Below are 24,852 nucleotides of genomic sequence, written 5' to 3' on the forward strand. Positions count from 1 at the left end.
GCCCGGGCGCTCAGCCGTCCAGGCGACGGACCATGTTCATGATGGTCTCCACCTGCGCGCCGCCCTTGATCGGGAAGTTGGTCGCGCCGAGGTAGCCCCACCAGTCCCAGCAGCCGTTCGGGTTGCTGAGGCTGGTGCCCGCCTGCGGGTAGAGGACGATCAGGTTGTTGGTGTCGGCGTACTGGTTGAGGTTGGCCCGGTCGACGAAGGCAGTGCCCACCGCGCCGGACCCCTGCGCACAGCCGTGGAGGGCGACCAGCAGTCGGCACGACTGGCCGGCCGCGCAGGCCGACGGGACGTAGGCGTAGCCGTTGGCGTCCATGCTCAGCCCGTTGGCCCAGCCGTTCACCGCGAAGGTGTTCTGGTTGAACCGGACGAGCGTACCGCCGAGCGCGCCGGTGTTCGGTGCGTTCACCCCGCCGAGCAGTTTGCGCAGCAGCGCGTTCTGCGGGTCGGTGCCGCAGTCGTTGAGGAAGGGCGTCGCGGTCGCCGTGCAGCCGAGCGTGCCGTACGGGGTGACCCAGGAGTGACCGGCGGCGGAACCGCTGTCGTACTGCACGCTGGCACCGAAGTGCTGGTAGTAGCGGGCCAGGTCGTCGGTGACGGACTTCTTGACGGTGGTGTCGTTGACGCCGTGGAACACGTACACCGGATCGCCGGACAGGTTGCCGACCGGGTCGACCCAGCCGTACGACGCCCACGTGCGGGTGTAGGCCTGCAGCGCCGTGAGATTCGTCGGGTACACGTTGTCGCCGCAGCCGTAGAGCGCCTGCGCGACCGTGTTCTGGGAGCAGTAGTACGGCCCGGCGGCGAACACGGCCGCGCCGCGGATACGGGACGAGTAGGCGACATGCAGTTGCGTGGCCATGTAGCCACCGGAGGAGACACCGGCGACGTAGACGCCGGAGACGTTGTAGGTGCCCAACGACCCGGCGACCGGGGTCTTGGTGGGCGGGGTGGCGGCCTGGGCGGGGGTCGCGGTGGTCAGGGCCAGCAGAAGGACGGCGGCGAGGGTGGTGGCGATCTTCCGCGGTGTGGACATGGGCGCTCCTCGACAGCGCCGACAGGGGCGTCGACGCGCGCCGAAGCTACCGTGACATAGACCACATCAGATATGAGGGCGGCCGACACGTTCGCCGCCACCGGTGTGGTCCCTCAGGCGGTGTCGCCGGGGGCGAGGTGGCGGTAGCCGGGGATCGTCTCGCCGAACCAGCCGGCGACGCTGGCCAGGCCACGCTCGTTGAGCTGCGCGTCGTGGATCGGGTAGGCCGCGGCGGCACCGACGGCGGCAGCGAACCGGATCGCCTCGTCGAGGCGCAGCCACGACCCCTGGGCCGGGACGAGCACTGTGCGGACCGGCTCGTCCGGCACGTGCAACGAGTCACCGGGGTGGTAGAGCCCGTCACCGACCAGGTAGCCCAGGTTGGGGCAGTCCGGCTGTCCCTCGTGGATCGCCGCGTGCCGGCCGCCGTGGGCACTGACCTCGATGCCGGCCGCCGTGAAGCGTTGCCCCGCGCGGACCCGGGTAACCGGCAGCGGCGCGAGGTCGGGCAGTCGGGCACCCTCCGGAGCGTACACGGGAACGCCCAGACCGGCGAGGCGCAGCACGTCCACGTGGTCGGTGTGCTCGTGGGTGACCAGGACGGCGTCCGCGCCGACCAGGGCACGTGGCTCGCTCCACGTCCCCGGGTCGATCACCAACACCCCGCCGTCGTGCTCGACCCGGACGCAGGCATGGGTGAACCGCGTGATCCGCATCCGGCGACGGTACGCCGCCGGTGTGACGGTTGGGCCGAGCCCGGACGGGTAGTGCGGCACCATGCCCCAGCGATACGAGAACTACCCGAGAATCGCCGTGGTCACCGGCGCGGACTCCGGCATCGGCAAGGCCTGCGCCATCGCCCTGGCCGAGGCGGGCTTCGACATCGGCATCACCTGGTACGGCGACCCCGACGGTGCCGAGCGGACCGCGACCGAGGTCCGCGCCGCCGGTCGTCGCTGCGAGGTCGCCGAGGTGGACCTGCGTCGATTGCCGGGGGCGGCGGCGGTGGTGGACGACCTGGCCGATCGGCTGAGCGGCATCGGGGTGCTGGTCAACAACGCCGGCATCGGCGGGTCCGCGCCGTTCGTCGACACCGGGTGGGAGCAGTGGCGCGAGGTGCTCGCCGTCGACCTCGACGCACCGTTCCTGTGCGCGCAGCGGGCCGCCCGACGGATGCGGGACGCCGGCACCGGCGGGCGGATCATCACCATCACCAGCGTGCACGAACACGCGCCCCGGGTGGGCTCGGCCGCCTACTGCGCAGCCAAGGGCGGGCTCGGTCTGCTGAACCGCGTGATGGCACAGGAGCTGGCCGCCGACGGGATCACCGTCAACGCGGTCGCCCCGGGCGAGATCGCCACGCCGATGACGGGCCAGGAGGACGTCGACCCGTTCACCCGGGAACGTCCTGGAGTACCGGTGGGGCGGCCGGGCGACGCCCGGGAGGTCGCCGCCGTGGTGGCGTTTCTCGCCTCTCCCGCGGCCAGCTATGTCACCGGGGCCTCCTGGCCGGTGGACGGCGGCATGCTGCTGATGGGCCCGCAGGCGAACAGCCTGACCTCGAACGACTGGCGTTCGGTCTGATCGCCGTCACAGCGGTTCGACCGCCGCCGTGCGCAGGATGTAGACGAACTGGGCGGCGAACGCGACAAGCGCCGCCACCACCCCGGCTGGGATCGCCAGGACGTGCTCGACCCCGGCCAGCCCGGCCAGCAGGGCGACCCCGAGGCCGAGCAGCACCGCGTTCACGGCACCGACCAGAGCGGCAGTGGTGAGTAGGAACTCCCACCACCCACGCTTGATGCCGACCAGCTTCCAGGCCGAGCGCATCGTGCCCTCGTCGGTGACCGCATCGCTGAAGAAGTCGTGCTCGCTGGCGAACCGGTGGTGGTAGTAGGCGCGGATGCGTTGGATCCGCCGCAGGTCCAACGCGTTCTCGACGGTGGTCTCGACAAGCCGCAGGAAGGTCAGCAACCCGACGACGAGCAGGGTCGGGAGCACCGCGCCGAGGTAGGGCCGGACCAGCGTCTCGTTGGTGGCCACGAAACCGAGCCCGATCAGGCCTGCCGACAGGACGGACAGGAAGATGGTGGCCCGGCCGGTGGCCTCGGCGATCGTGCCGGCGCGGGCGCTCTCCAACGCGTAGTGCTCGGTGGTCAACGCGCTGAGCAACGCCTGCTCACGTTCACTGTCGTCCACCGCGCCTACCCTCCGTGGTCGCGCCACCCCGTTACCGTCACCCTATGAGGGGTGGAGTCGGTAAGGGCGGCGAAACCGTCGCCCCCGAACGGGACAGCGGCCGACGAAGCCGGCACGTATCGTCCGCGTTTCGGATCGGTGGGCGGCGGCCGGGCCGGCCGACGGCGGAGGGGGATCGGATGCCGGGGTGGGCTGGTCGAGGTGGCCGGCAGCGGCGCGCCTTCGGCGTCGGTGGGGCGCTGCTCGGGATCGCCGTCGTGATGCTGCTGGGCGCCTGGCGCAGCACCGGTTTCCTCAGCGACCTGTTGCTCAACCTCGGGGCCAGCGTGGTGCTCGCGGCCATCTCGTACGTCATCTTCGACCCGCTGTTCGAGGAGGCCCGCAAGGCGCGGGTGCAGGAGCACCTGAGCTTCGACCAGCAGGCCTTCGTGACGCGCCTGCACCGCTCCGGCCGCCGGGTCCGCATCCTCGACACCTGGACGATCCTGCTGGAGCAACGGCACCGCGAGGAGACCCTGACCGCGATCCGGGCGGCGCTCGCCAACGGGGCACAGGTGCAGTTGCTCCTGCTCGACCCGGACTGCACCGCCGCCCAGCAGCGCTCCGAGGAGTTGGAGCGGCAGCGGGTGGACGTACCCCGGCAGATCCGCGCCAACCTGCGTCACCTCTCCGCCTTCGCCGACGCCCTCGACAGCCGTCTGCGGCACCGCCTACAGGTCCGGCTCTACGACGCCTCGCCGTCGATCCAGCTCTACCAGTGGGACGGGCGGGCGTTGATCTCGTTCTTCCCGATCGGGAAGTTGTCGTTCAACGTTCCTCAACTGGAAGTCGACATGGACAGCCCGTGGGGCGGGTTCGTGCACGCCCGGTTCGAGGAGCTGTGGGAGCACGACCAGGCCACCCTGAACCTGGAACGGTACTGGTCCGTCACGGTCACCCTGCGCCACGACGACTCGGACGTGGTCGAGGTACGCGTGCCGTACGTGACGGTGGACGGGCAGCACTACGTCGACTGCCGTGACTTCCGGGTGACCGGGCCGCTGACCGTGCGAGCCGTGTTGCCGCCCCGCGCACCCGCGGCGGCACCCGCCGTGTTCGCGCTGGCAGAGCCGGCCGACGGTGACCACACGCCGGCCGAGGTCGTGAAACGGCACCTCGACCAGAAGTACGGGCACGACGACGGCCGCCGGGCTGTCTATCGGCTGGTGCCGCCGCCGGGCGCCTCCCGTATGCCGGAACCCCGGTCCGCGACGGCCGGGGACAACCACGGACGGTGACCCCCGACGGTCAGGTCGGTTCGGTACGCGGAACAATGGAGGCCTCGCCCGCACCAGGAGGACGTCCGCGTGTCGCCCAGCCCCGCACCGCCGCCGCAGTCGACGCAGTTACGCGCGGACTGCGGGCGCTGCTTCGGGCTGTGCTGCGTGGTGCCCGCCTTCGCCGCGTCGGCCGACTTCGCCATCGACAAGCCGGCCGGGCAGCCCTGCCCCAACCTGGGCACGGACCACAAGTGCGGCATCCACACCGAGCTGCGGCAACGCGGCTTCCCCGGCTGCACGGTGTTCGACTGCTTCGGCGCCGGGCAGCAGGTCGCGCAGGTCACCTTCGGCGGACGGGACTGGCGGGACGCGCCGGAGACGTTGCCGGCCATGGCGGAGGCGTTCGCCGTGCTGCGACCGCTGCACGAACTGCTCTGGTATCTCGACGCGGCGGTGGCGCTGCACCCGCCGGCCGACCTGCGCGACGAGTTGGCGCATGCCCGCGCCGAGACCGCCGTGCTCACCGCAGATGACGTCTCGCAGCTGCGTGCGGTGGACGTCGCCGCGCACCGGGCCCGGATCAACCCCCTGCTGTCGCGGGCCAGCGACGTGGCCCGCTCCCCCGGCGGCGTCGACCACCGGGGCGCGCACCTGCTCGGCGTCGACCTGCGCCGGGTCGACCTGCGCCGGGCCAACCTGCGCGGGGCGCTGCTGATCGGCGCCGACCTCCGCGACGTCGACCTGGGTCTCGCCGACGTCACCGGGGCGGATCTGCGCGGGGCCGACCTGCGCGGCGCCGACCTGCGCCGCACTCTCTTCCTGCACCAGGCGCAACTGGACGCCGCCCGGGGTGACGCGCGTACCGGCCTGCCGGCGACAGTGACCCGGCCGCCGCACTGGACGGCCCTGACTCTCACCCCGGTCCGCCAGCCGTCGCGGGCCGGTGCCCCCGCCCGGCGCGGCCGGCGACGCTGAACCTCCGTCGGCCAACGCAGCCGGTACCGCTGAGCAGCGCGAATCGCGCACCCGGCCACCGCGTGACGACACGCCCACACCGCAAGGTTTCGGCCGGGACGACGCCGGGTAGCCAGCGCCGACGCTGACCGGTATCGACGGGGGGCACGGCGTGGGTTTCCGAAAACGCGACGGTGAGCTGCCGGGCGACCCGCAGCACAGCGAGGACGAGGCCGGCCAGGTGCCGCTGGTGCAGGTCGAGGCGGACACCGAGGTTCCGGCGCCGGCCGACACCGACGCGCGCCCGGACATCGTGACCGAGGACAACAGCTCGGGCATGACCGGCGGCTCGTCGGGCAGCAGCGGCGGTGGGTCCAGCATGCCCGGGCACCCGGACGCGACCCGCTGACGGTCAGCGGCTGGCGAGCGCGGCCCGGGCCTCGGTCATGCCCTTGTTGGCCAGCCCGTCGGCCCGCTCATTCTCCGGGTGACCGTTGTGCCCCTTCACCCACAGCCAGGTGACCTGGTGCCGCTCGCAGGCCGCCTCCAGCCGCTGCCACAGGTCGGCGTTCTTCACCGGCTGCTTCGCGGCGGTCTGCCAACCGTTGCGCTTCCAGGACGCCAGCCAACTGGTGATGCCGTTGCGCACGTAGGTGCTGTCGGTGTGCAGTTCCACGGTGACCGGCCGGTTCAGGCTCTCCAACGCCTGGATGGCCGCCATCAGCTCCATCCGGTTGTTGGTGGTCGGCGTGGCCTCGCCGCCGCACAGCTCCCGCTCGTGGTCGCCGTAGCGCAGCAGGGCGCCCCAACCGCCCGGCCCGGGGTTGCCACTGCACGCCCCGTCGGTCCAGATCTGCACGCCCCTGCCGGCCGCCGCGTCCACCATGCCCGGCAACCTACCGCGCGGTGACGTCGTCCTCGCTGTCCGGGGGCTCGGGCGCGCCGGGACGTCATGCCCCACCTGCGGGGCAGCTCGACAGGCTCCGGCACAGGCGACGCCGGTGGGCCCGGCGGAGCCCTATCCGCCGCTGGGCTCCGCGCCGACCACGGCGGGCGGGACGGCCGGCGCGGGTCGGGTGGGCCGCAGCCGATCGCGGACGCGGTGCGCCGCGTCGCCGGCGGTGGCGGCGATCATCGGGAGCAGCCGGGTGGAGTTCATGATGGCGACCTCCTCGGCCGGGGTGGTCACACCGTCGAGGAAGCGCAGCACCCGCTCGGCGGGGTTGCGGTCGAAGAGCCGGTCGAAGAAGTCCGGGCCACCGACCCCGCCCCGGTCCAACGCCCGCAACGCCACCGCGTCCATCCAGCGGTGTCGGCGGGGGTACGCCGCCTGGGGCACCGGCGGTCGCCCCGCCGCGAGGGCGCGGGCCACCTGGTCGGCCTGGCGGTACATGGCGGAGAAGGTGAAGCCGGTGGAGGGGCGGGTCGCGCCGCCGGCGGTACCGAGTCGGATCACCCGGGGCGAGGGCCGGGCGGGAAACGGCGCGTCGGTCATCGGGATCACGCCGTTCTCCACCTCGCGTACCCGCAGTCCGGCCGGGTCCAGCCCGAGCAGGTCCCGGTAGGCGGCCAGCGCCGCGTCGTACCCGGCGTCGGTGAGCAGGTCGGGCGAGAACTCGGTGTACTCGACCAGGGCGTAGCGGTCGCTCACCGGCAACACGTACCCGAAGGAGACGCCCCGGGGCGGCTGCGGGGTACGGAAGTCCATCAGCACCGCGCGCGCCGGGTCGAAGACGGGACGGTCGGCCTCCAGCCACCAGCCGCGGAAGTGCTGCAGCCAGGTGGTCCGTCCGGCGCGCGCCGGTGGGCGGGGGCGCGAGTCGAGCACCCATCCGGCCCGGACGGTCTGCCCGTCGCCGGTGCGTACCCGCACCCGCGTGCCGTCGTCGGTCACCGTGTCGGCGGGCGCGACGATCCGGGTGGCGTCGAGCCGGCGCTCGGCCGCGGCAGCCCGGTCGTAGACCGGGCCGGAGCGGAGCATGGCGTACCGCAGCGGGGTCAGGTCCAGGACGCGGCGTCGCGCCGCGGTCGCCACCTCAACCTGTTGCCAGCTCGCGCTGAGCAGCGGGTCCAGGTCGGTGCCCGGGTGGCCCCAGAACGCCCAGGTGCGGTCCTGACCGCGCCGGCGGACGGGGTCGACGACGGCGATGCGCAGGTCGTGGACGCCGTGCCGGTCCAGCGCGGCGAGCAGCAAGGACGCCGCGCCCCCGCCGCCGAGTAGCGCGAGGTCGACGTCCAGCGGCGCGGATTCGGTCACCCGCCCCACGCTGCCACATCGCTGAGCGGACGGTCACGCCGCTCCGGCCGGCGCGCGGTGCGACGCTTGACGGGCAACCATTCGGTTGCATATCGTCATTGGCAACCAGACGGTTGCCTGTTGGGGGAGGGTCGGTGGACGAGGCGTTCCGGGCGCTGGCCGACCCCAGCCGACGTCAGCTGCTCGACCGGCTCAACGTGCGCAACGGCCAGACCCTGCGGGAGCTCTGCGACGGGCTGGCGACGACCCGGCAGGCGGTCAGCAAGCACCTCTCGGTCCTGGAGGCGGCCAACCTCGTCACGAGCGTGCGGCGAGGCCGGGAAAAGGTGCACTACCTCAACGCTGCCCCGATCAACGCCATCGCCGACCGGTGGCTCAGCCGCTACGACCGCGAGCGCGCCGCCACCCTCGCCGACCTGACCACCGCATTGGAGCGACAACCCATGGAGAGCCCGACCTTCGCCTACACGACGTACGTCACGACGACTCCGCAGCGACTGTGGGCCGCACTCATCGAACCGGCGTTCACCCGTCGCTACTGGGGTGGGATCGCGCTCGTGTCGGACTGGCAGGTCGGGTCACCAGTGTTGTGGCAGGACGCGCCCGGCGACGAGCCCCGCGATCTCGGCCAGCGGGTGCTGGCCGCGGAGCCGTACCGTCGCCTCTCCTACAGCTGGCACGGCTTCCAACCGGAGCACGCCGAGCACTTCGGCTGGTCCGCCGAGGAGTTGGCCGCCCGACTCGGCGAGCGTCGGTCGACAGTGACGTTCGAGATCGAGCCGCACGGCCCGGCGGCTGTCCGGCTGACCGTGATCCACGCAGACTTTTCCCCCGACAGCGAGATGCACCGGGCGATCAGCGGCCAACTCGACGGCAGTGGAGGCTGGCCGGAGCTGCTGGCCAGCCTCAAGACGCTCCTCGAAACCGGCGAGCCGATGCCCGAGCCGACCCCGGCCGGCTGACCGGACGCCCAGCCGGCGTATTTCTGTAGATACCTCGCCATCGACCCAGCCGCGACAGCCCGACATCGACCGGAGGACCGGCGCTGCTCGGGCCGTCCGGGCCTTTGCGCAGCTCTCCCCGCCTTCGGGTGGACACGTGACGGCAACGAGGAATTCTCATTTTCACCTGATCGTGGGCCCAACCCACCTAGTGTTGGGCACACCGGTGCTAGTCACGGAGTTGGCCACCCGAACGACGTCCCACGCAGTCAGCGGACGAAAAGTGAGGGAAGACGCGTATGAAGGTCTCAACAGCACTCTGCTCGGCGGCGCTCGGCGTGGGCCTCGGCACACTCCTGCTGCCAGGCGCCGCACTGGCCGACACCACGGTGTCACCGGCCACCACCCCGGTCGGAGGGACCGTCGTGCTCACCGCGACGACCTGCAACCCGAAGTCGGGTGACGCCCTGTTCCGGGTCACCGGCCCCAACCGCGACCAGAACGTCAGGTCCACGACGGCCGCCGCCGGCGGTGGGCTGAGCGCCGAACTCTTCACCGCCGGCTTCACCCTGGGCACGTACACGGTGGCCGCGACCTGCGGCGACGGCAGTTCGGCAGGCAGCGCGACGTTCACCGTCACCCCGATCGGCGGCGCGCCCGCCGGCTCCGGCGGCGACAGCCGCGACAACGGCGCTCTGGCCGCCGGAGGCACGCTGCTCGGCACCGCCCTGGCCGGCGCGGTGATCCTGGTCCGCCGGCGCCGCCCGGTGTCCACTGTCGCCTGACCGGCGGCTGTTCCATCCCTGAGGACGGGTGCCCGCGCCGGCGACACCGGCGCGGGCATCCCGACGATCCCAACGGAGGTGCCCACGTGTGGTGGCGGCGGACCCTACCGGCGGCGGTCGCCCTGCTCGCCGTGAGCGGGCTGGGGCTGATCACGGTCGGCCTCACCGCCGACCCGGCGACGCCGCCACGACCGCCCGCCGACGCGCCACGACGCACCGAGCCGGCACCGGACCTGGTGCCGCTCCCGCGCGCCGCGCCGGTCCTGGTGCAGATCACCGCCATCGGCGTACGCGCAGAGGTCGTCCCCGTCGGGGCCGACGCGGCCGGGGTACTGGAGGTGCCACCACTGGACCGGCCCACCCTCGCCGGCTGGTACCGGCACGGGGTGAGCCCTGGTGAGATGGGCAACGCCGTCCTGGTCGGACACGTCGACTCACCGGCCGGCCCGGCGGTCTTCTTCGACCTCGGGCGGCTGCGCGCCGGCGAGCAGATCCAGGTCACCCGGGCCGACACGCAGGTCGCCACGTTCACAGTGGACGACGTGCGGGCGTACCCCAAGGAGCACTTTCCGACCACGCTCGTCTACGGCCCGGCGGACACCGCCGCGCTGCGCCTGATCACCTGCGGCGGCCGGTTCGACGCCGCGACCGGCAACTACGTCGACAACGTCGTCGTCTTCGCCACCCGCACCTCCTGAGCCACGCCCCGCTGTCGTACGCCGGACCGTGCTCGGCACAATGCGGTGGCACCATCCCTGATCGAGACGGTGCGTCGGCGACGGGGGGGCACACGGTGGATCAGCGAGCGACACGGGACCGGGCCGGTCGAGGCGTACGCGCCCTGGCCCGTCGACTGCTCGGCCGGGTCGAGAGCGACGTCCCTACCCCTCGCCGGTCCAACCCGGACGCGGTGGTCGACTGCGCCGTCTACGTCAACGGTCGACGCCAGCCCGGCCGACCGCACTACGCCGACGCGTACGCCCGCGTCCAGCACGGCCGTGACTCCTTCGTCTGGTTGGGGTTGCACGACCCGGGTCCGGCAGTCCTCGCCGCGGTCGGCCGCACCTTCGGCCTGGACGAGCTGACCGTCGAACAGGCCCTCGCCGACGGGCATCGACCCACTGTGCAGCGCCACGGGCCGGTCACGCTGCTGGTGCTGCGCACCGCCGGGTACGTGGAACACGACGAGCTGACCGACACCTCCGAGGTGATCGACACCGGGGACGTGATGGTGCTGCTCGGGGACCGGTTCGCCATCACCGTGCGGCACGGCGCCGCCGGGGCGCTCCGCAGCGTCCGCGCCGGCATCGAGGGCCGCCCCGCCCTGCTGGCCGCCGGTCCGTGGGCGGTGGCGTACGCGGTCTGCGCCCGGATGGTCGACTCCTACCTGGAGGTGGCCGGGCACGTCGAGCGGGACCTGGAACGGGTCGAGGAGGCGGTGTTCGCCCGCGACCGTACGGCCGACATCCAGCACATCTACCAGCTCAAACGGGAGGTGGTCGAGTTCAAGAGGGCGGTCCTGCCGTTGCAGGCGCCCCTGCGCACGCTGCTCGACCCCGACGGCGCGCCCCGTGCCCTGCACCGCTGGTTCGTCGACGTGGACGGTCGGTTGAGCCGGGCGGTGGATCGGGTGGCCGCGTACGACGACCTGCTCACCTCGATCGTCCAGTCACGGCTGGCGCAGCTCGCCGTGGAGCAGAACAACGACATGCGCAAGATCGCGGCGTGGGCGGCCATCGCGGCCACCCAGACCGGCATCGCCGGCATCTACGGCATGAACTTCGACCACATGCCCGAGCTGGCCTGGCGCTACGGGTACGCCGGCGCTCTCGCCCTGATGGCGGCCGCCGCCCTGGCCCTGTACCGCCTGTTCCGCCGCTCCGGCTGGCTGTGAGGCCGCTTGTTCAGCGGTGCGCGGAGAGGAACGCGCGAATGCGGTCACGGGGCTTGTCGGTCAACTCCGGGCCGTGGGTGAAGGCGGCGAGGTCGTACTCCAACTCGCCGAACACGTGGGCGGTCTGCTGGGTCATCTGGAAGTTGCTGCACAGCACCTTCGGCGAATAGCGGACCCCGAGAATGTTGAACAGCGCGTCCCCGGTGATCAACAGTCGGGTCGGTTCGTGCAGCAGCGACACGTGACCCGGCGAGTGCCCGGGGGTGTGCACCACCCGCAGGCCACCACCGACGTCGAGCACGTCACCGTCGGCCAGCGGCTGCGCCACCCGCACCGCCGGAAACCGGCCGCTGTTGAGCCGGGCGAAGAGCCGCCCGCCGGTCACCGTCGGGTCGCTGACCGGCGCGCGGCCCTCCTCGGCGTACGGAACGTCGCCGACGTGCGCCGCCACCGGGGCACCCGTACGCCGCGACATCTCCGCCGCGCCACCCGCGTGGTCGGGGTGTGCGTGGGTCAACACGATCCGGGTGACGTCGGCGGGCACCTTGCCGATCGCCGCCAGCCCGCGCACGATCCGGGCCGGTGCCTTGGCCAGCCCGCAGTCGACGAGCGTGACGCTGCCGTCGTCGTCGACGAACGCGTACGAGTTGACTGCCGAACGGCCCACAGTCGGGATGCGCCAGACGTTCGGGGCGAGCGGCACAGCGGGCGATCGCGTCATGCCGCGAGTCTAGGAACGGTCGTCAACCGGCCCGGGTCACCTTCGGGCGGTACGGCCGGTACGGCAGGATGGCGAGGTGGGTAAGGCACGCCGACGGGCGAACACGACGACGGGACGGGCCTGCCCGTGCGGCTCCGGGCAGGCGTACGCGGACTGCTGCGCTCCGGCGCACGGCGGCGACAAGCCAGCGCCCACGGCCGAGGCGTTGATGCGCTCCCGGTTCAGCGCCTTCGCCCTCGGCGACACCGGCTACCTGTTGCGCAGCTGGCACTCGTCGACCCGGCCCGCGTCGCTGGAGCTTGACCCGGGGCAGCGGTGGATCCGACTGGAGATCGTCGACACCGAGCGGGGCGGTCTGCTCGACACCGCCGGCACGGTGACCTTCCACGCCCATTACCGCGACGCGGGGCAACCCGGCACCTTGACCGAGCACAGCCGATTCGTCCGCGAGGAAGGCCGATGGGTCTACCTCGACGGTGACCAGCCCTGACCGCCGATCTGGCGTAGGATGAGGTCGGCGTCGTCCTACGCCGCACCTCCCTCCCGGCGCTCACGCCGCCGGCAACGCGGAGGCAAAGGGGGCCCGGAGCCCTCGGGACGTGGTGCCACATGCCCCACTCCGGCGGGGTCGGCGGGAGCGTGAGTCCCGGTGACCGTGCCGTTGACCGGGAGCATGTGATGACCAACCAGAGATCGTTCAAGGCCCGGGTCCGGACCCGGATGGAGAAGACCGGCGAGAGTTACACCACCGCCCGCCGGCACCTGATCAATCGGGCCGCCGAGCCGGCGTCCACCGCCGCGTCCACTCCAGCACCTACCGAGCCGAACGCCACGGCTGCCGCTGCACAGACCGAGCGGATCGCCGACGACCTGATCCGCGCCCGGACCGGCCGCGGCTGGGACGGATGGTTCGCCCTGCTCGACGCCACGTCCGCCACCGAGTGGACGCACACCCGGATCGCCCGTCACCTGGTCACCGAACACGAGGTGCCGGGCTGGTGGGCACAGACCATCACCGTCGGGTACGAGCAGGCACGCGGCCTGCGCGCGCCGGGTCAACGACGCGGCGGTGGCTTCGAGGCCAGCGCGAGCCGGACGGTGGCCGCGCCGGCGGTGCGACTGTTCGAGGCGTTCGCCGACGAGACGGCACGCGCCCGCTGGCTGCCCGACGTCGAGGTACGTGTCCGTACCGCCACCGCGCCGCGCAGTTTCCGGGCCGACTGGGCCGGTGGCCCCACCAGGATCGTCGTCGGCATTGACGCCGTCGGCGAGTCAAAGGCCCGGGTCAACGTCCTGCACGAGAAGCTGACCGGAGCTGAGCAGGCCGCGGAGCTGAAGGCGTACTGGCGCGAGCGGCTCGCCGCGTTGAAGGTGCTGCTCGAAACGAACGGAGACCACTGATGAGCATGACCTTCATCAACCTGCCGGTGCGCGACCTGACCAACGCTGCCGAGTTCTACCGAGCGCTCGGTTTCGCCAGCGACCAGGCCGAGCCGGACGGCGGCACCAGGGTGCTCACCGTCTCCGAGAGCACCAGGCTGGTGCTGCACCTCCGCTCGGGCTTCGAGTCGTACACCGGGGTCGCCGTCACCGACACGCAGACCAGCCGGGAGGTCGTCGTCGGGCTGTCGGCGCCGAGCCGGGAGCGGGTCGACGAGCTGGTCGACCTGGCGGCGGTCGCCGGTGGGGAGTCTCTCGGGCCGGGGATGGCCAACGGGCCGATGTACATGCGCGGTTTCCGGGACCTCGACGGCCACCAGTGGTCGTTCATCCACATGGCCGGTTGACCGCGCAACCCGGCGGCGGCCGCAGAAGGACGCCGCCGGGCCCCGGTCAGTCCGGGCCGCGCGTCACCGCCGCGGCGACGCCGGTGGGCACGGCAGTCCGTCGTCGGCGGCGGGTCACCAGCACCAGCGCCACCACGAGGTACGCCCCGGCGGTCAGCGCGAACGCCACCGCGTTGCCGGCCACCGTGGCAAGCAGGCCATAGCCGGCGTACGTCACGATGATCAACATGTCGGTGGCCATTCCGGCCAGTGACGTGACGGTGGCGCGGCTGCCGCCGCTGATCCGGCCCTGGAGCCGCGCGTCGGCCAGCACGGTGGCCAGCTGCGCTGCGCCGAACGCGACCGCGAGCAGCGCGAACCCCGCCGGGTGTCGGAGCAGAGCACCCCCGGCCAGCGCGACACCGACCAGACCCAGTAGCGCGGCGTAACCCCGGCTGCCCCACCGCTCCCCCACCGGGGCGAGCAGTCCGCCGACCGTCACCCCGGCCCAGAGCAGCAGGAGCAGCAACGGCACGGCCTGCGCGCCGACACCGGTGTCCAGGGCCAGCAGCGGGGTGTACTCGTCCAGGGCACCCCAGTCCGCGGCCACCACGGCGACCAGCAGGACTGCGGCCCGTACCGGCGGGCGGGTGCGGACCTGGGCCACCCCGGCCCGCAACGTCTCCCACCACCCCAGGTCGCCATCGTCGTCCGGCCCGGCCGCGTCGGGTGCTGGGTGGTGCTCCGGGAACCGGGCGGCGACCGCCGCGGCGAGCAGACAGGCGAGCACGCTGGCGGCACCCACCACCGGGTAGCCGCCGGCGGCGAGCACCGGGCCGGCGAGCACCCCGGAGAGCACCACACCCAGCACGCCGGCTGTCCGGGAGCGTCCGAGCACCCGGGCGTACCTGTCGACAGCGCCGAGCCGGTCCAGTTCGGTCCAGACCAGCGCCTCCAGCGCTCCGGAGACCAACGCTCCCCCCGCTCCCCAGAGCAGGAACCCGAGAGCGAACGCCGGGTACGAGGGCACCAGCACCCAGAGCGCGAACCCGGCGGCGCTCACCAGCGGGGCGAGGCACAACAGCAGTCGGCGGGACACCACGTCGGCCCACGCGCCGGACGGCACCTCGAACAGGATGCCGGCGGCCGACCAGATGACGAAGAGCGACGAGATCTGCCCGACGGACAGCCCGGTGTCGGCGAAGAACACCACGTACAGCGGGTAGAGCAGGACAAGGTCGCTGAGGAACGCGTACCCGTAGAGGGTGGCCGTCAGCCGGCGGACCGCCGGCTCGGGCACGCGCGAGGCGATGTGGATCATGGGGCCTTCCCGTGGGAGTGGAGACGGACACCGGATGTGCGGTGCCCGCGGTGGCCCACGGGATCGGCCTACGCGGCGGGATCAATGTCGCCAGGTCATGCCCGGATGCTAGCCGCGCCCCGTCATGCTCGCCAGCGCTTTCGGCGTGCCGGACAACGTGCGGCGGGGTGGGATCCCGAAGGATCCCACCCCGCCGGTGACGTGCGTGTCAGCGCCGGTTCGGGTCGACCGGCGGAAGGACGGTGGTCGTCTCACTGTCGTCGCTGGTACGCGGGCCGGGCACCGCGCCGCCGGCACTCACCACCTGGGTGGTGTCGGCGTCGCCCGCGCGCACCACCTGGGTCGCGTCCGCGTCGGACGGTCGGGTCACCACCTGGGTGGCCTCCGGATCGGACGGTCGCGTCACCGTCTGCGTGGCCTCCGGGTCGGACGGTCGGGGCACCACCTGCGTGGCCTCCGCATCGGTGCCGACGAAGGACGGCCGCGCCGGCTCGGCATCCGGCGTGGCGGGGGCAGCCGCCGCGCGGGCCAGCTCGGCCTCGGCGTCGCGGCGACCGGCCCGGTAGGCGCGGGCGTGCTCGGCGATCAGCTGCGACTCCTGCTCGGCACGGGTCAGCCACCCCTCCCACCGGCTCTGCATCGGACGGATGAGGCCACCGCCGACCCCGACGACGAGGATGCCGCCGATCGTGGCGAGCACGGCGATCAGCACGGGGGTGGTGACCGCGGTGGCGACACCGATCTGGTTCAGCGCGGCGATGACGCCCAGGCCGAGGATGAACACCGAGGCGGTGGTGGCCAGCACCCGGCCGTACGACAGGCCGCCGAGCGCGCCGCTGATGATGTCCTTCACCGCGTTGGCGATGGCGGCGGACACCACGACGATGACGATCGCGACGAAGGCGCGGGGCAGCCACGAGATCACCGCGCCGAGCAGGTCGGAGATCGGGTTGGGCCCCCAGATGCCGAAGGCGAGCTGGAGGGTGAACAGCAGCAAGCCGTAGTAGACGAGCTTCGCGACGATGTCGCTGGCGTCGTACCGGGAGCGACTCAACGCGCGGCGGACGCCGCCGCGTTCGACGGCCCGGTCGAAGCCCACCCGTTCCAGGACCTTCTCCACGATCTTCAGCGCGGCCTTGGCGATCAGCCATCCGGCCACCAGGATCGCCAGGAAGGCGACGGCCTTGGGCAGGAAGAGCATCACCGAGCGGAGGGCGTCACCCACCGCGTCGCTGACGTTGTCACTCATGTGGTCATTCCTCTACGGGGCAGCCGGGACAGTCGTTCCCGACCTACCCCCACCCGCCCGTGGGGAAACGCCGCCCTGGTTGGGCGGGGTCTAGCGCGCGGACTCGTCTTGGCAATATTCTCCGGAGTGCGTGCGGCCACTGGAGCTACTTTTCATCCCCCCGCCGTCGGCCGCAGGAGGAGATGTCATGCACGTCGACCATTCCGAACTGGATCGCCGGACGCTGCTGCGGGCCGGTCTCGGCGCCGCCACTGTCGCCGTCGTCGGGAGCGAACTCGCCTTCCCCGCCTCGGCACAGGCCGCCCCCGGCACCGACCTGGACTGGATCATCAGCTGCGACGAGTGGGCCGCCCGCCCGCCGAAGGACCCGTTGTCGGTCAGCGCCGTCGCCACCAACAAGATCATCGTGCATCACATGGCGTTCCCGAACGTCACCGACTACTCCCGCGAGCAGGCGGTCAAGCTGGCCCACGACTGCCAGGACCTCCACATGGACGGCAACGGCTGGTCGGACACCGGCCAGCACTTCACGGTGAGCCGGGGCGGCTACGTGCTGGAGGGGCGCCGGGGCAGCCTGGAGCGTCTGGAAGCAGGCGACCGGCAGATGATCTCTGCGCACTGCCCGGGCGAGAACGGGCGGGCCATCGGCATCGAGAACGAGGGCACCTACGTCACCGAGACCCCGCCGAAGGCCCTGACCGATTCCCTGGTCAAGCTCTGCGTTGCGATCTGCCGACAGTACGGGCTGCACGCGTACGACATCTTCGGCCACTGGGACTTCCGCACCACCGAGTGCCCGGGCGCCGCCTTCTACCGGCAGTTCCCGGAGCTCCGTCGCCGGGTGCACGCCGCCCTCGGCACCAAGCTGGGCGACGTGCCGGCCCGCCGCTGGCCGGACCTGTGGCGCTTCGTGAACTCCCCCTCGGTCCGGGTCGTGCAGCACCTGCTCGCACACCGGGGCTACGCGGTGGCGGTCAGCGGCACCTTCGACGCCGCGACCGTGGCGGCCGTGCAGGACTGGCAGGCCCGCAACGGCATCCCGGTGGACGTGGACGCCACCCTCACCCCGCCGACCTGGGAGACGCTGGCACCGGAGCTGGACCAGCACGCCACCGGCGCGCCCGTCACGGCCGTCCAGGAAATGCTCGCCACCAAGGGGTACGCGGTCACCGTCACCGGCGCGTACGACCACGCCACCCGGGCCGCCGTGCAGGACCTGCAGGCGCTGCACGGCCTGCCCCGCAACGGCAAGGTCAGCACGAGCACGTGGTGCACGATCGTCGGCGGGTCGGTCCGCCAGTCGTACCGGCGCCGTTGAGCCCGAGGCGGCGGTGCGGGTCCGACCCGCGCCGCCGCCGGCCCGGCCACCAGCGCGAACGCGCCGCCGGACGGTTTGAGCCGATGTGCGGGCGGAGAAAGTGCCGGACATGACTTGGGCCCGTCGAGCCGTACCCGCTGCTGCCGCCGCCGTCGCGGCCCTCGCCGCGCGGGATCTGATCCAGCGCGACCACGCGTTGCTGCGCAACTTCCCGGTGCTCGGACGCGCCCGCTACCTGTTGGAGGCGATCGGGCCGGAGCTTCGGCAGTACATCGTGGCCGGCAACAACGAGGAGCGGCCGTTCACCCGCGACCAGCGCCGCTGGGTGTACGCCTCGGCGAAGCAGCAGAACAACTACTTCGGGTTCGGCACCGACAACGACATCGAGTACACCCCCGGCTATCCGATCATCAAGCACCGCACGTTCGGCCGGGCCGTTCCGCCGTCGACACCGACCGCCGGGCACGACGTACGGCTGCCCTGCGCGAAGGTGCTCGGCGCGGCCCGGGGACGGGCCCACGCGTTCCGCCCGGAGTCGGTGGTCAACATCTCCGGGATGAGCTTCGGCTCGCTCTCCGGCAACGCCATCGCCGCGCTGAACAAGGGGGCGGCGCTCGCCGGCTGCTTTCAGAACACCGGCGAGGGCGGCCTGTCGCCGTACCACCGCAACGGCGGTGACCTGGTCTTCCAACTCGGGACGGCGTACTTCGGCTGCCGCGACGAGCAGGGCCGGTTCAGTCTCGACCGCCTCAAGGACCTGGTTGCCGGCGCACCGGTGAAGGCCTTGGAGATCAAGCTGAGCCAGGGCGCGAAGCCGAGCCTCGGCGGTCTGCTGCCCGGCGCGAAGGTCTCCGCCGAGATCGCCGCGACCCGCGGCATCCCGGCCGGGCAGGACTGCGTGAGCCCGTCGCGGCACGCCGAGTTCTCCGACTGCGACAGCCTCCTCGACTGGGTGGAACTGTTGGCAGCCGAGACGGGCCTGCCGGTCGGTATCAAGTCGGCGGTCGGCGACCTTGGCTTCTGGCAGGAGTTGGCCACGCTGATGCGCGACACCGGCCGCGGTGTGGATTTCGTGACGATCGACGGCGGCGAGGGCGGCACCGGCGCCGCGCCACTGATCTTCACCGACTCGGTGTCACTCCCGTTCCAGCAGGGCTTCACCCGGGTGTACAAGATTTTCGCCGAGCACGACCTGCACGAACAGGTGGTCTTCGTCGGTGGCGGCAAGCTCGGCCTGCCGGACAACGCCATCGTCGCCTTCGCGCTCGGCTGCGACATGGTCAACGTCGGCCGGGAGGCGATGCTCTCCATCGGCTGCATCCAGGCCCAGAAGTGCCACACCGACGCCTGCCCTACCGGCGTCGCCACCCAGAACGCGTGGCTCGCCCGGGGCCTGGACCCGTCGCTGAAGTCGGTGCGGGCGGCCAACTACCTGCGAACGCTGCGCCGCGACCTGACCAAGGTCGCCGAGGCCTGCGGCGTCGAACACCCCGGCCTGATCGACACGGATGCCGTGGGGATCCTGGACGGCCGCACCGGCTCCACCCCCCTGCACGAGGTGTACGGCTACCAGCGGCACTGGGGTCTACCCTCGGCAGCCGACCAGGCGGAGATCGTGCGACTGATGACGCCGGAGGCACCGCAGGGCGGCAGCGCCCCACCCTCGCCGACCGCGGTGGGCTGACGAACCACCCGACCGCGCCATGCCCGCCCGACCCGGCGTCACACAGGTCCGCCGGGCACGGCATGGCCGGGCACGGCGGACAGCTCATCGGGAAACGGAGGCCCCAGAACCATGTTCCCAACGTTTGATGCCGCTGTGGCATCTTGATGCCGCTGTGGCATCAAGCGTTCCGAGGACATACCCGCCAGACCGCGGCCTTTCGCCGATGACCAACGCCGTCGGCGCAGGCGTCGGACGCACGGCGTTGGCGGCGCTGGCGGCAGCAGGCCGAGAGCGCCGCGTCGTCGGCGGTCGAACGCGGTAAACGCATGGAGCCGTCGCCGGGGATACCCGTATCGTGGCGCGATGCTGATCAGACGTGAGACACCCGCCGACGTCGACGCCATCCGGGCGGTGCACGCCGCAGCTTTCGCCAAGACCGACGGCGACGGCGACCGCGTTCCGGTGGAGGCGACACTGGTCGACGCGCTGCGCGCCGACGAGGGCTGGCTGCCCGCGTACTCCCTGGTGGCTGTAGATTCGGACGGCCAGGTGGTGGGTCACGTGGTGGCCACCCGCGGCCTGGTGGGCGGCGAGCCGGTGGCGTTGGGCCTGGGGCCGCTCGGCGTGCTGCCCGACTCGCAGCGACGCGGCGTCGGCAGCGCGTTGATGCACGCGGTGCTCGGCGCGGCCGACGCGCGGGACGAGCCGCTCGTGGTGCTGCTCGGGCATCCCGACTACTACCCGCGCTTCGGATTCGGGCCCGCCGTCGACCTGGGCGTCACTCCGCCACAGCCCTGGGGGCCGCAGTACTTCATGGCCCGTCCGATGGCCGCGTGGCGCGACTCGATCCGGGGTGAGTTCCGCTACGCACGCCCGTTCGACGACCTGTGACCACACCGCGCATCCGCCGACGGCGTGCCGCCGACCTCGACGGATGTGTCACGGCGCTCGCCGAGGTCCACCGGGTCGACAGGTATCCCCTGAACTGGCCCGCCGACCCGCGCCGCTGGCTGAGTGAGCCGCGCCCGGACCACGCCTGGGTCGCTGTCGCCGACGACGCGGCGATCGTCGGGCACGTCGCGGTGCACCGGGTGGTGCCCGGGCCGGCGGGCGCGTCGCTGGGCCGGCCAACGGCCGAGGTGGCACGTTTGTTCGTGACGCCGAGCGCCCGGGGATTGGCGCTGGGCGGTGCGCTGCTGGACCGGGTTCACCAGTGGGCGAGCGCACATGGGACCGATCTGACGCTCGAGGTGACGTCCGACGGCGCCGCGGCCACCGCCCTCTACGAGCGGACCGGATGGCGGTGCACCGGGACCAGCACCGCTGCGTGGACCGCACCCGACGGCAGCGCGGTGTCGCTGCGTCACTACACGCTGTCCGGTGACGCCGTGCCGGCCATCGCCGCGAGCCGGCGGGCGAGCAGGGCCGCGGCGTCGCGCAACTCCGGAGGCTCCACCACCTCCACCTCGTAACTCAGACGGGCGAGGTGCGCGGCGAGCCAGTCCAGGCGCTCCCCGCCGACGACCAGCACGCACCACCCGTCGCGGTCGTCCTCGACCCGCCCCACCTGGGGCGGCACCACCTCCCGCACCTGGTCGACCGTCGCGCGCACACGTGCCCGGGCGAGATACCGGTACGACGCCTCGGTCACGGCCCGCTGCACGAAGGCGACCGGGTCCGGGTGCTCGCGCGCCCGGAAACGCCAGGTCGTCGCAAACGCGGCAGCCATCCGGTCCAGGCGGAACGTCCGCCAGTCGTCGCGGTCCACGTCCCAGGCCATCAGGTACCAGCGGCGACCTGTCGTGACCATCCGGACCGGCTCGACCGTCCGCTCGTGCTGCCCACCGTTGCGTGCCTCGTAGGTGAATCGCACCCGCACCGCGTCGCGGCAGGCCCGGGCCAGCGTCACCAGCACCTCCGCGTCGATCTCGGCCACCGGACCCATGAGCGTCTCCGTGGACCCGTGCACCGCCCGTACCTCGGCGCGCAACCGTGCCGGCATGACCTGGTCGAGCTTCGTGAGGGCCCGCAGGGCCGCCTCGCCCGCGCCGGCGATCGTGCCGCCCGAGGCGAGGCGCAGCGAGACCGCCGTCGCGATCGCCTCCTCGTCGTCGAGGAGCAGCGGTGGCAGGCGGGTGCCCGCACCGAGCTGGTAGCCACCACCGACCCCCGGCACCGCGTGCACGGGATAGCCGAGCGCACGTAGTCGCCGCACGTCACGACGCACGCAACGGTCGGTGACGCCGAGCTCGGCGGCGAGGTCCGCGGCCGTCCAGGATGGCCGCCGCTGGAGCAGCGCCAGCAGCCGCAACACCCGCTCGGTCGTCGCCTCGACGGTCACGCGCCGATCGTTACACAGAATGCGGAACGGTTCTGTCCGCTATCCACGAGAGGCTGGTCCCATGACCGACCAGGATCACGAGACAGGGAGCTGACATGGCCCGCGACATGCAGATCACCTTCGACTGCGCCGACCCCGCCGCGTTGGCGGCGTTCTGGGCCGAGGCCCTCGGCTACCAGGTACAGGGCCCGCCCGGGAACTTCGAGTCCTGGGAGCAGGCGCTCGACGCGATGGGGGTGCCGCCGGAGCACCGCAACGACGCGTCGGCGGTGGTCGACCCCGAGGGCTCGCGACCACGGCTGTTCTTCCAACGGGTTCCCGAGCCCAAGCAGGTCAAGAATCGCGTACACATCGATGTGCGGGCCGCACCCGGGCTGGAGGGTGACGAGCGGATGGCGGCCCTGGAGAAGGAGGCCGAGCGGCTCGCCGCGCACGGCGCCACCCGGCTCGGTCGCCACGAGCCCGCTCCCCCGCTGGGTGCCGGTCACCTCGTCATGGTCGACCCGGAGGGCAACGAGTTCTGCCTCGACTGACGCCACGTCCGCCCAGGTCACTGCCGCGATCACCGGATGCCATGCGAACATGTGTACGTGTCGCCCGGTGCCAGCATCCTGCACGCCGACCTGGACGCCTTCTACGCGTCGGTCGAGCAGCGCGACGATCCACGCCTGCGCGGCCGGCCGGTGATCGTCGGCGGGGGCGTGGTCCTCGCGGCCAGCTACGAGGCGAAGGCGCGGGGCGTCCGCAGCGCGATGGGCGGCCAGCAGGCACGCCGGCTGTGTCCGGACGCGATCGTGGTGCCGCCTCGGATGTCGGCGTACACGGCGGCGAGCCGCGCGGTCTTCGAGGTCTTCCGGCAGACCACTCCGCTGGTCGAGGGGATCTCGATAGACGAGGCGTTCCTGGACGTGGGTGGCCTGCGGCGGCTGGTCGGGCCACCGGCCGACGTCGCGGCGCGGCTGCGTCGGGAGGTTCGTGAACGGGTCCACCTTCCGATCACGGTGGGTGTGGCCCGCACGAAGTTCCTGGCGAAGGTGGCCAGCGGGGTGGCGAAGCCGGACGGCTTGCTGGTAGTCGCACCGGACGCCGAGGTGGCGTTCCTGCACCCGCTTCCGGTCGAACGGTTGTGGGGCGTCGGCCCGGTCACCTCCGCGAAGCTGCGGGAGCACCGGATCCGTACCGTCGGCGAGGTGGCCCGGCTCGGTGAGGCCGCGTTGGTGTCGCTGCTCGGGTCCGGTGCCGGCCGGCACCTGCACGCCCTGGCGCACAACCGTGACCCACGCGCGGTGCAGGTTGGTCGCCGACGCGGCTCGATGGGTGCCCAACACGCGCTGAGTCGCACCCCGCGCGCCCCGGCGGAACTGGACGCCATCCTCGCCGGTCTGGTCGACCGGGTCACCCGGCGGATGCGCGCGGCCGGGCGGTCCGGTCGCACTGTGGTGCTGCGGCTGCGCTTCGGCGACTACAGCCGGGCGACCCGCTCGCACACCATCGGCAAGGCGACAGCGGACACGACGCCGCTGCTCGCCGCCGCGCGCGCATTGCTGCGGGCGGCCCAGTCCGAGATCGACAGTCGTGGTGTCACGCTGATCGGTGTGTCGGTGGGCAACCTGGACGACAGTCCGGTGCAGCCGGAGTTGCCGTTCCACCGCGACCCGGGCGCGGAGTTGGACGCCGCTGTCGACGCGGTCCGCGACCGGTTCGGCTCGACGGCGCTCACCCGTGCGGTCCTGCTCGGCCGGGAGCCGGGTGTCGAGATGCCGCTGCTGCCGGATTGACCGATCTGCGTGCGGTGTCCACGCGCGGAGTTGCGACAGGAGACACATCACAGCAGGTCGGCGGTTTAGCCGGCAGCCGACGGGTGACCCTTGGGGGGTACAGCCTGACAAGGGGGGACCCACCATGTCCGAGGACACCAGCAACCGAGCGAGCCGCGGCGCCGAGCGCCCGCACGACGTGACCGACCCGCTGCTCTGGCAACTGGCGATCGACGTGTTGAGCGCCCACGAGCCGGACGACGAGGGTCACTGCCGCAATCTCCAGTGCGCCGGGCAGGCCTGGCCCTGCGCTGCCCGTCAGGGCGCCGAGCATTCGCTGCGTCTGTCCCGCGGCGGGTCTGACTCCGTCGAGGTGACCGTCGACGGCGGGACCGATCTGGCATCGACCTCTCGCTGGGGTCGCAACGCCGGCCCGGTGGCGTCGCGTCGAGCGCCGAAGGCGTCCGCCTCGGCGGCGTGACTCGAACCCGGCCCGGCACTCGGGCTGACCAGCACCGAACACACGAACGCTCGGCCGATGACCCGGCCGAGCGTTCGTGTGCCGTCCGTCAGAGGCTGAGCTTCTGACCGGGGAAGATCAGACCCGGGTCGGCCCCGATCAGCTTCCGGTTGTGTTCGTACAGCGCCTGCCAGCCGCCGGACACCCGACGGGCGTCGGCGATCTCCGACAGGGTGTCGCCCGGCTTGACCAGGTACGTCTGGCCGCCGGCCGGCGCCGCGGTGCGTTCATGGTTGCGGGTCGCCGGCTGCTCGCCGCGCGACGGCCGCTCCTGCCGCTCGGTGGGCTTCGCGGTGGACTTCGTCGACTTCGCGGTGGACTTGGTCGACTTCGTGCCGGAGCCTCCCGACGAGCCGCCCTTCTTGCCGCAGGTCGGCCAGGCACCGATGCCCTGCCCGTCGAGCACCTTCTCGGCGATGGCGATCTGCTCGCCACGGCTGGCCAGGTCGGCGCGGGCGGCGTACTTCTTGCCGCCGTAACCGGCCCAGGTGCTCTGCGAGAACTGCAGGCCACCGAAGTAGCCGTTGCCGGTATTGATCTTCCAGTTACCGCCGGACTCGCACTTGGCGATCGCGTCCCAGTTGACTCCGGCCTGCGCCGGGGCGGCCGGGCCGAAGAGGGCGACAGCGCCGGTGACGGCACCGACGGCCAGGGTGCCGACGGCGAGGCGGCGGGTGGTGACCCGTCGATGACGGGGCGTGTGAACAGACGTCATGTGAGCTTCCTCCACGCCGGCGAGGTGAGCTGTCGGGTTCGGGCCGAGGAGCCCGGCCGCACGGTGGCGGCTTCACCCCGAGGTGACGTGCACCGAGGAACGTGTGGGTCCCCCGCTCCTGCCCGGGTGACTGGGTTCCGACGGCCG

The 24,852-nt window shown here is 72.3% G+C and carries 28 protein-coding genes and 1 riboswitch; of the genes, 18 read left to right on the forward strand and 10 right to left on the reverse strand.

The features are described from left to right. Positions 1-10: 10 nt before the first annotated feature. Together FHU34_RS19315 and FHU34_RS19320 are read right to left on the reverse strand one after the other, a co-directional pair. On the reverse strand, positions 11-1,042 hold the full coding sequence (locus FHU34_RS19315) for an extracellular catalytic domain type 2 short-chain-length polyhydroxyalkanoate depolymerase (protein WP_145782612.1): 1,032 nt from the start codon (positions 1,040-1,042) through the stop codon (positions 11-13). 113 nt (positions 1,043-1,155) lie between these two features. After that, positions 1,156-1,758: an MBL fold metallo-hydrolase gene (locus tag FHU34_RS19320; RefSeq protein ID WP_145782614.1), complete on the reverse strand. Its 603-nt coding sequence runs from the start codon at positions 1,756-1,758 to the stop codon at positions 1,156-1,158. A gap of 61 nt (positions 1,759-1,819) precedes the next feature. Here FHU34_RS19320 and FHU34_RS19325 point away from each other — a divergent pair, with 61 nt between their 5' ends. Then, positions 1,820-2,626, forward strand: a complete 807-nt coding sequence (locus FHU34_RS19325; RefSeq protein WP_145782616.1) for an SDR family oxidoreductase — start codon at positions 1,820-1,822, stop codon at positions 2,624-2,626. Between the two features lie 6 nt (positions 2,627-2,632). On the opposite strand, the gene FHU34_RS19330 is transcribed toward FHU34_RS19325, so the two are convergent. Further along, positions 2,633-3,241, reverse strand: coding sequence for a hypothetical protein (locus FHU34_RS19330; protein ID WP_145782618.1), 609 nt, complete (start codon positions 3,239-3,241; stop codon positions 2,633-2,635). Positions 3,242-3,420: 179 nt separating this feature from the next. On the opposite strand from FHU34_RS19330, the gene FHU34_RS19335 reads away from it, so the two are divergent. The 3 genes from FHU34_RS19335 to FHU34_RS19345 all read left to right on the forward strand — a co-directional run bounded on the left by FHU34_RS19335 (position 3,421) and on the right by FHU34_RS19345 (position 5,863). Next, the gene (locus tag FHU34_RS19335; protein ID WP_145782620.1) at positions 3,421-4,518 is read left to right on the forward strand and encodes a DUF5919 domain-containing protein; all 1,098 of its coding nucleotides are present in this window, start codon (positions 3,421-3,423) and stop codon (positions 4,516-4,518) included. 69 nt (positions 4,519-4,587) lie between these two features. After that, a complete protein-coding gene (locus FHU34_RS19340) occupies positions 4,588-5,475 on the forward strand; it encodes a pentapeptide repeat-containing protein (protein ID WP_145782622.1) in 888 nt (295 codons plus the stop codon). A gap of 151 nt (positions 5,476-5,626) precedes the next feature. Further along, positions 5,627-5,863 (forward strand): preprotein translocase YidC, encoded by a 237-nt coding sequence (locus FHU34_RS19345; RefSeq protein WP_145782624.1) that lies wholly within the window; start codon positions 5,627-5,629, stop codon positions 5,861-5,863. A gap of 3 nt (positions 5,864-5,866) precedes the next feature. Here FHU34_RS19345 and rnhA read toward each other — a convergent pair whose 3' ends face one another. Then, positions 5,867-6,340, reverse strand: coding sequence for a ribonuclease HI (rnhA, locus tag FHU34_RS19350; RefSeq protein ID WP_145782626.1), 474 nt, complete (start codon positions 6,338-6,340; stop codon positions 5,867-5,869). Between the two features lie 132 nt (positions 6,341-6,472). Further along, positions 6,473-7,711, reverse strand: a complete 1,239-nt coding sequence (locus tag FHU34_RS19355) for a lycopene cyclase family protein (protein ID WP_145782628.1) — start codon at positions 7,709-7,711, stop codon at positions 6,473-6,475. Positions 7,712-7,845: 134 nt separating this feature from the next. On the opposite strand from FHU34_RS19355, the gene FHU34_RS19360 reads away from it, so the two are divergent. From FHU34_RS19360 to FHU34_RS19375, 4 genes are all read left to right on the forward strand, one after another. Next, entirely contained in the window at positions 7,846-8,673 is an 828-nt protein-coding gene (locus FHU34_RS19360; protein WP_145782631.1) for an ArsR/SmtB family transcription factor, read from the forward strand. 278 nt (positions 8,674-8,951) lie between these two features. Continuing rightward, positions 8,952-9,437 carry a hypothetical protein gene (locus FHU34_RS19365; protein ID WP_145782633.1) on the forward strand — a complete coding sequence of 162 codons (486 nt, stop codon included), beginning with the start codon at positions 8,952-8,954 and terminating at the stop codon, positions 9,435-9,437. An 86-nt stretch (positions 9,438-9,523) separates the two neighbouring features. After that, positions 9,524-10,135 (forward strand): class F sortase, encoded by a 612-nt coding sequence (locus tag FHU34_RS19370; protein WP_145782634.1) that lies wholly within the window; start codon positions 9,524-9,526, stop codon positions 10,133-10,135. A 95-nt stretch (positions 10,136-10,230) separates the two neighbouring features. Continuing rightward, on the forward strand, positions 10,231-11,331 hold the full coding sequence (locus FHU34_RS19375) for a magnesium and cobalt transport protein CorA (protein WP_145782636.1): 1,101 nt from the start codon (positions 10,231-10,233) through the stop codon (positions 11,329-11,331). Between the two features lie 10 nt (positions 11,332-11,341). On the opposite strand, the gene FHU34_RS19380 is transcribed toward FHU34_RS19375, so the two are convergent. After that, entirely contained in the window at positions 11,342-12,052 is a 711-nt protein-coding gene (locus FHU34_RS19380) for an MBL fold metallo-hydrolase (protein WP_145782638.1), read from the reverse strand. 76 nt (positions 12,053-12,128) lie between these two features. Here FHU34_RS19380 and FHU34_RS19385 point away from each other — a divergent pair, with 76 nt between their 5' ends. The 3 genes from FHU34_RS19385 (at position 12,129) to FHU34_RS19395 (ending at position 13,839) form a co-directional block, all read left to right on the forward strand. Then, positions 12,129-12,542 carry a YchJ family protein gene (locus tag FHU34_RS19385; protein ID WP_145782639.1) on the forward strand — a complete coding sequence of 138 codons (414 nt, stop codon included), beginning with the start codon at positions 12,129-12,131 and terminating at the stop codon, positions 12,540-12,542. A 188-nt stretch (positions 12,543-12,730) separates the two neighbouring features. Beyond that, positions 12,731-13,453: a hypothetical protein gene (locus tag FHU34_RS19390; protein WP_167524844.1), complete on the forward strand. Its 723-nt coding sequence runs from the start codon at positions 12,731-12,733 to the stop codon at positions 13,451-13,453. Further along, entirely contained in the window at positions 13,453-13,839 is a 387-nt protein-coding gene (locus tag FHU34_RS19395) for a VOC family protein (RefSeq protein WP_208745039.1), read from the forward strand. Before FHU34_RS19390 ends, FHU34_RS19395 begins: the two co-directional genes overlap by 1 nt. 46 nt (positions 13,840-13,885) lie before the next feature. Here the strand turns inward: FHU34_RS19395 and FHU34_RS19400 are convergent, their stop codons facing one another. Both FHU34_RS19400 and FHU34_RS19405 read right to left on the reverse strand, forming a co-directional pair. Further along, positions 13,886-15,139, reverse strand: coding sequence for an MFS transporter (locus FHU34_RS19400; protein WP_145782643.1), 1,254 nt, complete (start codon positions 15,137-15,139; stop codon positions 13,886-13,888). A gap of 208 nt (positions 15,140-15,347) precedes the next feature. Further along, positions 15,348-16,388, reverse strand: coding sequence for a mechanosensitive ion channel family protein (locus FHU34_RS19405; protein WP_145782645.1), 1,041 nt, complete (start codon positions 16,386-16,388; stop codon positions 15,348-15,350). A 187-nt stretch (positions 16,389-16,575) separates the two neighbouring features. Here FHU34_RS19405 and FHU34_RS19410 point away from each other — a divergent pair, with 187 nt between their 5' ends. The 4 genes from FHU34_RS19410 (at position 16,576) to FHU34_RS19425 (ending at position 20,844) form a co-directional block, all read left to right on the forward strand. After that, complete coding sequence (locus FHU34_RS19410; protein ID WP_145782647.1) at positions 16,576-17,706, forward strand: peptidoglycan recognition protein family protein; 1,131 nt, start codon at positions 16,576-16,578, stop codon at positions 17,704-17,706. A gap of 109 nt (positions 17,707-17,815) precedes the next feature. After that, positions 17,816-19,390 carry an FMN-binding glutamate synthase family protein gene (locus FHU34_RS19415; RefSeq protein WP_145782648.1) on the forward strand — a complete coding sequence of 525 codons (1,575 nt, stop codon included), beginning with the start codon at positions 17,816-17,818 and terminating at the stop codon, positions 19,388-19,390. A 345-nt stretch (positions 19,391-19,735) separates the two neighbouring features. Next, positions 19,736-20,263, forward strand: coding sequence for a GNAT family N-acetyltransferase (locus FHU34_RS19420; protein ID WP_145782649.1), 528 nt, complete (start codon positions 19,736-19,738; stop codon positions 20,261-20,263). Further along, on the forward strand, positions 20,260-20,844 hold the full coding sequence (locus tag FHU34_RS19425; protein ID WP_145782652.1) for a GNAT family N-acetyltransferase: 585 nt from the start codon (positions 20,260-20,262) through the stop codon (positions 20,842-20,844). Before FHU34_RS19420 ends, FHU34_RS19425 begins: the two co-directional genes overlap by 4 nt. On the opposite strand, the gene FHU34_RS19430 is transcribed toward FHU34_RS19425, so the two are convergent. Next, on the reverse strand, positions 20,739-21,713 hold the full coding sequence (locus FHU34_RS19430) for a helix-turn-helix transcriptional regulator (RefSeq protein ID WP_145782654.1): 975 nt from the start codon (positions 21,711-21,713) through the stop codon (positions 20,739-20,741). The two genes, FHU34_RS19425 and FHU34_RS19430, sit on opposite strands and share 106 nt — an antisense overlap. A gap of 95 nt (positions 21,714-21,808) precedes the next feature. Here FHU34_RS19430 and FHU34_RS19435 point away from each other — a divergent pair, with 95 nt between their 5' ends. From FHU34_RS19435 to FHU34_RS19445, 3 genes are all read left to right on the forward strand, one after another. Beyond that, complete coding sequence (locus FHU34_RS19435) at positions 21,809-22,246, forward strand: VOC family protein (RefSeq protein ID WP_145782656.1); 438 nt, start codon at positions 21,809-21,811, stop codon at positions 22,244-22,246. Positions 22,247-22,282: 36 nt separating this feature from the next. Next, positions 22,283-23,491, forward strand: coding sequence for a DNA polymerase IV (gene dinB / locus FHU34_RS19440; RefSeq protein ID WP_425280538.1), 1,209 nt, complete (start codon positions 22,283-22,285; stop codon positions 23,489-23,491). 124 nt (positions 23,492-23,615) lie between these two features. Then, complete coding sequence (locus tag FHU34_RS19445; RefSeq protein WP_145782660.1) at positions 23,616-23,951, forward strand: hypothetical protein; 336 nt, start codon at positions 23,616-23,618, stop codon at positions 23,949-23,951. Between the two features lie 88 nt (positions 23,952-24,039). Here the strand turns inward: FHU34_RS19445 and FHU34_RS19450 are convergent, their stop codons facing one another. Continuing rightward, positions 24,040-24,705: a LysM peptidoglycan-binding domain-containing protein gene (locus FHU34_RS19450; protein WP_145782662.1), complete on the reverse strand. Its 666-nt coding sequence runs from the start codon at positions 24,703-24,705 to the stop codon at positions 24,040-24,042. Next, a riboswitch (cyclic di-AMP (ydaO/yuaA leader) is annotated at positions 24,706-24,846 on the reverse strand. It lies immediately after the preceding gene. Between the last annotated feature and the right edge of the window lie 6 nt (positions 24,847-24,852).

The sequence above is a fragment of the Micromonospora taraxaci genome, assembly GCF_007830095.1.
Taxonomy (GTDB): Bacteria; Actinomycetota; Actinomycetes; order Mycobacteriales; family Micromonosporaceae; genus Micromonospora; species Micromonospora taraxaci.

Bases quoted from the DNA above. Each gene is read 5' to 3' on its own strand.
- FHU34_RS19410 (WP_145782647.1), top strand. From the start codon at position 16,576: ATGCACGTCGACCATTCCGAACTGGATCGCCGGACGCTGCTGCGGGCC.
- FHU34_RS19390 (WP_167524844.1), top strand. From the start codon at position 12,731: ATGACCAACCAGAGATCGTTCAAGGCCCGGGTCCGGACCCGGATGGAG.
- FHU34_RS19335 (WP_145782620.1), top strand. From the start codon at position 3,421: ATGCCGGGGTGGGCTGGTCGAGGTGGCCGGCAGCGGCGCGCCTTCGGC.
- FHU34_RS19325 (WP_145782616.1), top strand. From the start codon at position 1,820: ATGCCCCAGCGATACGAGAACTACCCGAGAATCGCCGTGGTCACCGGC.
- FHU34_RS19435 (WP_145782656.1), top strand. From the start codon at position 21,809: ATGGCCCGCGACATGCAGATCACCTTCGACTGCGCCGACCCCGCCGCG.
- FHU34_RS19420 (WP_145782649.1), top strand. From the start codon at position 19,736: ATGCTGATCAGACGTGAGACACCCGCCGACGTCGACGCCATCCGGGCG.
- FHU34_RS19415 (WP_145782648.1), top strand. From the start codon at position 17,816: ATGACTTGGGCCCGTCGAGCCGTACCCGCTGCTGCCGCCGCCGTCGCG.
- FHU34_RS19315 (WP_145782612.1), bottom strand. From the start codon at position 1,042: ATGTCCACACCGCGGAAGATCGCCACCACCCTCGCCGCCGTCCTTCTG.
- FHU34_RS19445 (WP_145782660.1), top strand. From the start codon at position 23,616: ATGTCCGAGGACACCAGCAACCGAGCGAGCCGCGGCGCCGAGCGCCCG.
- FHU34_RS19395 (WP_208745039.1), top strand. From the start codon at position 13,453: ATGAGCATGACCTTCATCAACCTGCCGGTGCGCGACCTGACCAACGCT.
- FHU34_RS19320 (WP_145782614.1), bottom strand. From the start codon at position 1,758: ATGCGGATCACGCGGTTCACCCATGCCTGCGTCCGGGTCGAGCACGAC.
- dinB (WP_425280538.1), top strand. From the start codon at position 22,283: ATGCCATGCGAACATGTGTACGTGTCGCCCGGTGCCAGCATCCTGCAC.
- rnhA (WP_145782626.1), bottom strand. From the start codon at position 6,340: ATGGTGGACGCGGCGGCCGGCAGGGGCGTGCAGATCTGGACCGACGGG.
- FHU34_RS19365 (WP_145782633.1), top strand. From the start codon at position 8,952: ATGAAGGTCTCAACAGCACTCTGCTCGGCGGCGCTCGGCGTGGGCCTC.
- FHU34_RS19405 (WP_145782645.1), bottom strand. From the start codon at position 16,388: ATGAGTGACAACGTCAGCGACGCGGTGGGTGACGCCCTCCGCTCGGTG.
- FHU34_RS19450 (WP_145782662.1), bottom strand. From the start codon at position 24,705: ATGACGTCTGTTCACACGCCCCGTCATCGACGGGTCACCACCCGCCGC.
- FHU34_RS19380 (WP_145782638.1), bottom strand. From the start codon at position 12,052: ATGACGCGATCGCCCGCTGTGCCGCTCGCCCCGAACGTCTGGCGCATC.
- FHU34_RS19400 (WP_145782643.1), bottom strand. From the start codon at position 15,139: ATGATCCACATCGCCTCGCGCGTGCCCGAGCCGGCGGTCCGCCGGCTG.